This is a genomic window from Pyramidobacter piscolens W5455 (assembly GCF_000177335.1).
In the GTDB taxonomy this organism is placed as follows: Bacteria; Synergistota; Synergistia; order Synergistales; family Dethiosulfovibrionaceae; genus Pyramidobacter; species Pyramidobacter piscolens.
Window position 1 is genome coordinate 1 of record NZ_ADFP01000106.1, and the last position, 7,990, is coordinate 7,990.

The 7,990-nt window shown below is 67.0% G+C and carries 10 protein-coding genes; all 10 read left to right on the forward strand.

What is annotated here, in order from left to right; all coding sequences use genetic code 11:
- On the forward strand, window positions 1-1,035 hold a 1,035-nt coding region (locus HMPREF7215_RS09495; RefSeq protein WP_009165632.1), incomplete at its 5' end, for a phage major capsid protein.
- 21 nt (window positions 1,036-1,056) lie between these two features.
- Window positions 1,057-1,401: a DUF2190 family protein gene (locus tag HMPREF7215_RS09500; protein ID WP_009165633.1), complete on the forward strand. Its 345-nt coding sequence runs from the start codon at window positions 1,057-1,059 to the stop codon at window positions 1,399-1,401.
- A 12-nt stretch (window positions 1,402-1,413) separates the two neighbouring features.
- On the forward strand, window positions 1,414-1,740 hold the full coding sequence (locus HMPREF7215_RS09510) for a hypothetical protein (RefSeq protein ID WP_009165634.1): 327 nt from the start codon (window positions 1,414-1,416) through the stop codon (window positions 1,738-1,740).
- Window positions 1,737-2,342: a phage tail protein gene (locus tag HMPREF7215_RS09515; RefSeq protein ID WP_009165635.1), complete on the forward strand. Its 606-nt coding sequence runs from the start codon at window positions 1,737-1,739 to the stop codon at window positions 2,340-2,342. The genes HMPREF7215_RS09510 and HMPREF7215_RS09515 overlap by 4 nt, the downstream gene beginning before the upstream one ends.
- Window positions 2,339-2,953, forward strand: a complete 615-nt coding sequence (locus HMPREF7215_RS09520) for a hypothetical protein (RefSeq protein WP_009165636.1) — start codon at window positions 2,339-2,341, stop codon at window positions 2,951-2,953. The genes HMPREF7215_RS09515 and HMPREF7215_RS09520 overlap by 4 nt, the downstream gene beginning before the upstream one ends.
- Window positions 2,938-3,183, forward strand: a complete 246-nt coding sequence (locus tag HMPREF7215_RS09525; protein WP_009165637.1) for a hypothetical protein — start codon at window positions 2,938-2,940, stop codon at window positions 3,181-3,183. Before HMPREF7215_RS09520 ends, HMPREF7215_RS09525 begins: the two co-directional genes overlap by 16 nt.
- Window positions 3,183-4,664 carry a phage tail sheath family protein gene (locus tag HMPREF7215_RS09530; protein ID WP_009165638.1) on the forward strand — a complete coding sequence of 494 codons (1,482 nt, stop codon included), beginning with the start codon at window positions 3,183-3,185 and terminating at the stop codon, window positions 4,662-4,664. The genes HMPREF7215_RS09525 and HMPREF7215_RS09530 overlap by 1 nt, the downstream gene beginning before the upstream one ends.
- A gap of 13 nt (window positions 4,665-4,677) precedes the next feature.
- Window positions 4,678-5,193, forward strand: coding sequence for a phage major tail tube protein (locus HMPREF7215_RS09535; protein WP_009165639.1), 516 nt, complete (start codon window positions 4,678-4,680; stop codon window positions 5,191-5,193).
- Window positions 5,194-5,253: 60 nt separating this feature from the next.
- On the forward strand, window positions 5,254-5,739 hold the full coding sequence (locus tag HMPREF7215_RS09540) for a hypothetical protein (RefSeq protein WP_009165640.1): 486 nt from the start codon (window positions 5,254-5,256) through the stop codon (window positions 5,737-5,739).
- A gap of 175 nt (window positions 5,740-5,914) precedes the next feature.
- Window positions 5,915-7,990: phage tail tape measure protein (locus HMPREF7215_RS09545; protein ID WP_009165641.1), on the forward strand; the 2,076-nt coding region annotated here is incomplete at its 3' end.

Here is a 7,990-nt window from a genome sequence, read left to right on the forward strand (position 1 = left end):
GGCCTGCGCCTGCGTCTGGGCGCGAGGCTCGAACGCCCCGCCGACGGGGCCGAAGCCTTCCGCGGCGCGCACCTGATCGATCTGGCGCGCGAGATCGTGGAACGCGGCGGCGAACGGGTCGGCAACGGCATGTCTTACATGGAGCTGGCCAAGCGCGCCATGGGCACGGGGGATTTCCCCATCATCCTCGGCAACGTCGCCAACGCCATCCTGCTCGACAGCTATCGGGCCGCCCCGTCCACGTGGCGCGGCTGGTGCGGCGTCGGCTCGCTTTCGGACTTCAAGGTGCAGAAGACCGTGCGCCTCTCCGAGACCGGCGACCTCGAACTGATCCCCGAGGGCGGCGAGTACGTCATGGCCGACTTCGCCGAAGCGGAAGACGGTATCCAGCTCTACACCTACGGCAAGAAGTTCGCGCTGACGCGCCAGGCGATCGTCAACGACGACCTGCGCGCCTTCACCCGTCTGCCCACGCTGTTCGGCAGCGCCGCGGCGCGCACCGTCAACCGCGCCGTCTACGCTTTGCTTACCGGCAACCCGAAGATGGCCGAAACCGGCAAGTCGCTGTTCAACGCCGCGCACAACAACCTGGCCGCGCCGGGATCCGCCTTCGCCGGAGAATCCCTCAGCGCCGCCAGAACCGCCATGCGCCGCCAGAAGGGACTGAAGGGCGTGGACGACCTGAACCTGACGCCGTCGTTCGTGATCGTGCCGCCCGAGCTGGAGACCGGCGTCGAAAAGCTGCTCTTCTCCGACACCGACCTGACGGCCGCGGCCGCCGGCGTGAAGAACGTCTTCAAGAACGCTCTGACGATGGTCGTCGAATCGTGCCTGACCGACCCCAAAGCCTGGTATCTGGCGGCGTCTTCCAGCGTGGTGGACACCTTCGAAGTGGCTTTCCTCGACGGCGTGCAGGCGCCCGTCATCGAGCAGCGCGAGAGCTGGGACACCGACGGCATCGAGTACAAGATCCGCCTTGACTTCGGCGTCAAGGCCTGGGACTACCGCGGGCTCTACAAGAACCCCGGCGCGTAACGAACGAGGAGGAACGAGAAAATGCCCATGACCAAACCCATTCAGATCGGCAACGCGATCACGTACGTCAACGCCGGCGAGGCGGCGATCGCCGCCCGCGACGTGGTGGCGCTCGCCAACATGTGCGGCATCGCCCAGACCGGCATCGCCCCCGGCGAAGCGGGAACGCTGATCCTCGCCGGCGTGCACGAGGTGCCGGCGGCGACCGGGGCCGCCTTCGCGGTCGGCCAGATCGTCTACTGGGACGCTTCCGGCAAAAAGGCCGCGGCGGCGGGAACCGTGCCGCTCGGCGTCGTCGTCGAACCGAAGGCGAGCTCCGCGGCGACCGCCAAAGTCAGGATCGGCGTCGCGCTACCCGGCGCGTAGAAGAGGCGCTCCGTGTCGCTCAAGGACGTGATGCGCGACGACCTCCGCAAGGGGCGCGTCTGGTTCGATCCCGGCGGCATGGGCGGCTGGCACGTCGTCAACGGTCAAAAAGTGCTGTGCGTGCTCGACGCCGCCTGCCTCGCCGAAGCGGCGCCGGGGAGAAGGGGAGAGGGAGTCCAGACGGGCTCCCTCTCCCTGTACCTGCGCGCCGACGAGTACCGGGGGCTGCCGCACGTCGGCCAGAGCCTCACGGTCGACGGACGCACGTACCGCATCGCCGCCTGCGCCGACGCCGAAGGCGTGCTCGAGCTGCAGCTGACGGAGGCGAGGGCGCGATGATCGTTATGCGTCTGGATTTCGAGCAGAGTCGGCTCGAACGCGCCCGCGCGGCGCTGAGCGGCGTTCGCGGCGGCGCGGAGACGGCCGTTTGCCGCGCCCTGAACAAGGCCGTAAAGCACGCCAGGACCGCTTCGGTCCGCTACATCTGCGAGAACTACAACATCCGTCCGTCCGAAGCGCGCAGGAACCTGACGGTGAGCCTGGCCTCGCGGAACAAGCAGAACGCGCAGCTGGTTCAGAAAGGGTCGCCGCTGGCGCTGTCGAAGTTCCTGATCGCGCCGAAGAAGCCGCCGAACCAGAAAGGCAAAAAGCCCGAAGCCCGCGCCAGAACGATCGCCGGCGTCCGCTTCGGCACGCGCAAAGAGCTGCCCCACGCCTTCGTGGCGCGCACGCGGAACGGACATCTCGGCGTCTGGTCGCGCGCTCCGGAGAAAGGACGCCGCGCCATCCGCCAGCGCTACACCACCAGCGTGCCGCAGATGCTGAACAACGAGGCGGTCATGAAGCGCCTCGACGAAGAAGCGCGGCAGATCATGAGCGCCGAGCTCGACCGCCAGGTCGATCTGATCCTGAGCGGACGCGAGAAAGGAAAGAAGTCATGACGCCGCTGTTCCTGCTGGACGCGCTGGAAAAGCGCCTGAACGGCGTGTTCGCGAACGTCTCGTTCCCCGACGCCGACGGCGCCGATCTGGGGATCCACGTCTACCAGATGGCGCTGCCGTCGCCGCGCCAGGCCGAGATCGTCCCCCGCGACGAGGAAGCGCCGCCTCCCGACCTGGACGACTACGTGCCGCTGAACGACGGCGGCTACACCGTCGCGCAGGCGAAGCGGATCTTTCCCTGCGCGGTGATCCGGCCGCTGGCGTATCAGTTCGGCGACGCCGGCAAGGACGAGGAAGATTCGCTCGGCGTGGTCGTCACGGTGGGCGCGTTCGAGTCGTCCGACGACAACGCCGAAGGCGGCCGCATCGTCGTGACGCTGCTGGAGAAGATCCGCTACAGTCTGGAAGAGTCGCCCGTGCTCGACGGAAAGTACGAGTGCGGCGCGCCCGCCAGCTGGGAACTGCTGGGCGACGACACCCGGCCGTATTGGTTCGGAGAGATGGTCACCAGCTGGACGGTCCGCAGGGCCGAACGGCTGCCGGACCCGGAAGAAGATTTCAGAGTCGGATTCTATCCGACGGAAAGGAACCTGCCATGGCAGAACAAATGATCTACTGCGGCCCCGCGGTGCCGCGCGGCGGCCTGAGCGCTTTCGCCGTGTTTGCCGGCGCGCTGCCGGCCAACGTGCGGAAGCTCGCCGGCGAATGCCCGGAGCTGGGACGTCTGATCGTCCCCGTCGGCGATCTGGCCGAGACGCGCCGTCGCGTCGGCGAGCCCGGCACGGAAGAGCGCCGCCTTTACGAGGCGGTTAAAAACCACAAGTGGGAGGCGAGCGAATAATGGCCTATCGTCACGGAGTCTACGTTTCCGAGGTGCCCACCTCGATCGTGCCGCCGGTGCGAGTGGACGCGGCCACGCCGTTTTTCGTCGGCGCCGCGCCGGTCCACCTGGTGGCCAAGACCGAGGCGGAGGCCAAGGCGCTGGTCAACAAGCCCGTTATCGCCCACACCTACGCCGAGGCCGTGGAAGCCCTCGGCATGGCCGCCTCCGGCGAATGGGACAGGTACACCCTGTCCGAGTGCGTCTACAGCCAGTTCGCGCTGTACGGCGTCGCGCCGGCCGTGTTCGTGAACGTCTTCGACCCCACGAAGAACCCCGTTTCGCAGTCGGAACGCTCGTTCGGGCTCGCGGCGCGGCAGGCCTCGCTCGGCAAAAACGTGCTGCGCTGGACGGTGAAAGTCGCCGCCGAAAGCGGCGGATCGGAACTGACGGAAGGCGTCGATTACAGCCTGGCGGCCGACGGCGAGGGGAATCTGCTCGTCAACGCGTTGAGCGGCGGCGCCCTGGAGGACGCCCCCGCGCTCTACGCCTCGTTTTCGACCTGCGATCCGTCCTCCGTCGAAGCGGCCGACGTGATCGGCGGCTACGACGCCGGGACCGGGACCTACAAAGGACTGGAACTGATCGAGTCGGTCTATCCCAAGTGGAAGATCGTGCCCGGCTTCATCGTCGCCCCCGGTTTCAGTTCCGATCCGGCCGTGGCCGCGGTGATGGCCGCCAAGGCGAGCACTATCAACGGCAGCTTCTCGTGCCTGGCTCTGTGCGACGCGCCCTGCGGCGCCGGCGGCGTCGAGGCCTACGGCGGCGTGCCCGAGTGGAAGAACAGGAACAACTATGTCTGGCCCGAGCAGGTCGTCTGCTGGCCCATGCTCTCGCTGGGCGGGGCCAGGTATCACCTGTCCGTGCAGCTGGCGGGGCTGATGGGCAAAAGCGACGCCGCCTACGAGGGCACGCTCGTGCGCAGCCCTTCCAACCGGAACCTGCAGATGGACGGGGCCGTCCTCGGCGACGAGCCCATGACGGAAGTGAACCTGACCAAGGAACAGGCCACTTTCCTCAACGCCGCCGGCGTCGTCACCGCCCTGAACTGGTCCAACGGCTGGGTGGCGTGGGGCAACCGCACCGGCTGCTATCCCGGCGTCACCGACGCCAAAGACGCCTTCATCCCGGTGCGGCGCATGTTCCAGTGGATCGGCAACACGCTGATCCTCACGTACTGGCAGAAAGTCGATTTCCCCGTCACCAAGCGGCTGATCCAGACCATTTGCGACAGCGCCCAGATGTGGCTGAACGGTCTGGCGGCGCGCGAGTGGCTGGTGGGCAAGCCGTCGATCCAGTTCCTCGAGGCCGAGAACCCGACCACCGACCTGATCGACGGCATCGTCAGGCTGCACGTCTGCGTGACGCCGCCCCTGCCGGCGCGCGAGATCGACTTCGTTCTCGAGTACGACGTGACGCAGCTGTCCACGCTGTTCGAATAGGAGGCGAAAGAACATGCCCGCAATTCCCGAAAGACTGATCAACTATAACTGCTACACCGAGGCCGGACGGCTGCTCGGCGTCACCACCGTGGACATGCCTCAGCTGCAGGCCATGACCGACACGGTCAAGGGCGCCGGCATCGCCGGCGAGATCAACGAGCCGACGATCGGCCACTATCAGGCGCTCGGCGCCACCGTGCACTTCAACACGGCCAACGTGGACATGAACTATCTGATCAACCCGCGGCCGCACGTCCTCGTCTTCCTCGGCTCGCTGCAGTTCGTCGACCAGGGCAGCGGCGAGCTGAAGACCAAGGCGCTGCGCGTGCTGATGCGCGCCAAGCCGACCAACAGCAGCATCGGCAACGCCGACGTTTCCGCCGCCATGGACAGCAGCGTCGAGTTCTCGGTCGACCGCCTGCTGATCACGCTCGACGGCGTGCCGACGGTCGATTACGACCCGCTCAACTTCGTCTGCAACATTGGCGGCGTCGACGTGCTCGCCGGCGTGCGCCGCGACATCCAGTAAGAATTGAAAAAGCGCGGGGCCGCTCGCGCGGCCTTTCGCGCCCATCGAAAGGAGAACGAAATGTCCGCCAAAAAAGGCGTTATCGTCGAAGAAGCACCCAAGTTCACCCCCGAAGAAATGGCCGCGGCGGCCGCGCAGATCCCCGCCGTGGCGGTCAACGCCGAAGCCTCCGCCGCGGAGGCGGGGACCGAAGAGGTTTCCGTTGCGGAAAAGGAAGCGCCATCCGCCGCCGCGGAAGAAACGCGCGCGGAACCGGAGACGTCCTTCGCCCTGAGCCGCCCGGTCGAGCACGAGGGCGCGACGTACGAGCGCGTCGAGCTCGACCGCGCCCGTTTGACCGGCGAGGCCACGGCGAAGGCCGAGCGCCTCTTCCTGATCGAGTGCCCGCGCTTTCCCGACACCGTCAACCGGCTGGAATCCATGGTGTTCTGGCAGATCCTCGGCGCCATCGCCGCCGGCGTGCCCTACGCCGCCGTGAAGAAGATGGACCTTCTCGACGCCTGGCGTCTGGCGGGGGACGCGAAAGAGCTTTTTTTCGAATCGTAGGAAGGACGCAGCCGCGGGAGCTACGTCTTCTCTGTCTGCGCCTGAGCCGACTGTATTTCTGCTCGGCGCTGGAACTGATGCGCCTGCCGCTGGACGAGCTGCGCGTCATGCTCGAGACGGCGCGCGACGACCTGAAGAGACGGAAGTGACGCGCTGAACGAAGGGAGGCGGGAACGTGGCGGGAAAGATCTACGAAGTGGCCCTGAAGCTGTGCGGCGGCGTGGACGCGAGCGTCGGCAAGGCTTTCGCTTCCACGAAAGACAGCATGGCGGCTCTGTCCAAAAGCGTGAAAACGCTTCAGGACACCAGCGGCCAGATGAAAAGCTGGCGTAGCCTGGCCGGCGGCGTGCGCGACACGACCGGTCAGCTCAAGGCGGCGCGCGGCCAGCTCGAGAGTCTGGCGCGTCAGGGATACAACTCGTCCGGCGCGACCCGGCAGATGGCGCGGGAGTTCTCGGCAGCCGAAACGCGCGTGAAGAATCTCGCCCGAAAGCTGCAGACGCAGCGCGGCGAACTGCATCAGGTGTCCGCCGCGCTGAAAAGCGCCGGCGTGTCCACGCGCGATTACGGCAGGGAGCAGGACCGCCTCGCCGAAAAGATCGGACGGCTCGACGCTCTGCGGGGAAAGATGCAGTCGATCCAAGGCCGGATCGACGCCAACGAAGCGCGCAAGTCGGTTCTGAAGGGCCGGCTGGGCGTGCTGGGCTCGGTCCTGCCGGCCGCGGCGGGAATGTTCTCCGTCGGTAAGGCGGTGACGGAGACGGCCGGCTTCGAAGAGGCCATGAACAAGCACGAGGCGAACGGCGCCGACGCCGAACAGCGCGGGCGTCTGGCGGCGTTTTACCGCGAGCGCGGACGCGCGACGCGCTTCTCGGCGACGACCTACGCCAACGCCGGCAACGACCTGATGTCCTTCGGCTTCGGCGAGAAGGAGATCGAGGCCGGTCTGGAGGGGATCGCCAAGGGAGCCGTCGCCACGGGGACCGGCTTCGAAGACATGAAGAAGGCGGGCGTCGCCTCGCTCAAGGCCTTCGACAAGCCTGCTTCTGAGCTGACGAACGTGATTGCCGTGCTGTCCGTGACCTCGAACAAAACGGGCGCTTCGGTTGGCGAACTCTCCGAGACGTTCGCGGAGGCCGCGCCGCTGGCCAAGCAGCTGGCCGTGAACGAGAGCGAGCTGGCGGCGATGGCCGGCGTGCTGGCCGACAACGGTCTGAAAGGCGCGAAGAGCGGCGCGGCGCTGAAGAAAATGCTTCTCGGCCTGACGGAACCGAGCGAGAGCGTCACGAAACGGCTCGCCGGTCTGGGCGTGAACGCCGACCGGCTCTTCCGTTACAGCGACGGGAACGCGCGTTCGTTCAAGGCGATCTTCACCGACCTGAACGAGATCACACGCGGCATGGGCGACGCTGAAAAGCTCAACCTGTACCGCGGCATCTTCGGCGACAAGGCGGCGGCCGCCGCCATGGACATGGCGCGGAAAGTGGCGAGCGGGCGCTTCGCGGAGCTGGCCGACGAGGCGGCCAAAGACAGCCTGGCGGTGCTGGAAAAGATGAAAAACAGCATGGACAAGGGGCTGAACGCCTCGCTGGCGAGACTGGGCGCGTCGGCCAAGAGCGTGCTGCTCTCGTTCGGCGGCGCGTTCGGCGGCGACCTCGCAACCGGCATCGACGCCGTGGCGCGCAAGCTCGGCTCGCTGTCCCGCTGGCTGGAAGAGAACAAGGAATGGGCCGGGCGCATCGCCAAGGTCGTCTCCTCGCTGCTGGCGTTCAGGCTGGGTCTGACCGCCACGGAGCTGGCGGCCCGCTCGCTGCTAGGGCCGTTCCTGAAGGGCTGGAAGACGCTGACGAAGTTCCGCGCCGCGGCGGAAACCGCCTCGGGCGGCATGAAGATGCTGGGTACTGCCGGCAAGCTGGCGAAGACGGCCTTCGCGGCGCTGGGCAGCCCGATTGGCATGATCTCGCTGGGCATCGGCGGTCTGGTGGCTGCGGGCTATTACCTGTACAAGAACTGGGACAAGATCAGCGCGTGGTGCGGCAAGGCATGGAACTGGCTGGGCGACCAGGTGCGCGGCGTCGTCGAGTGGTTCGAGGCGATCCCGGAAAAGGTCAAAAAAGCCTGGGAAAACGTGAAAAAGTTCATCGACGATTCCAACGCCGAAGCCGCCGCGGCCGCTCCCGCGGGGGCGCTGGTCGCGCCGCCGAAAGGGTACTCCGACGCAAGCGGCCGTTTCGCAGGCGGCGGCCGCGTC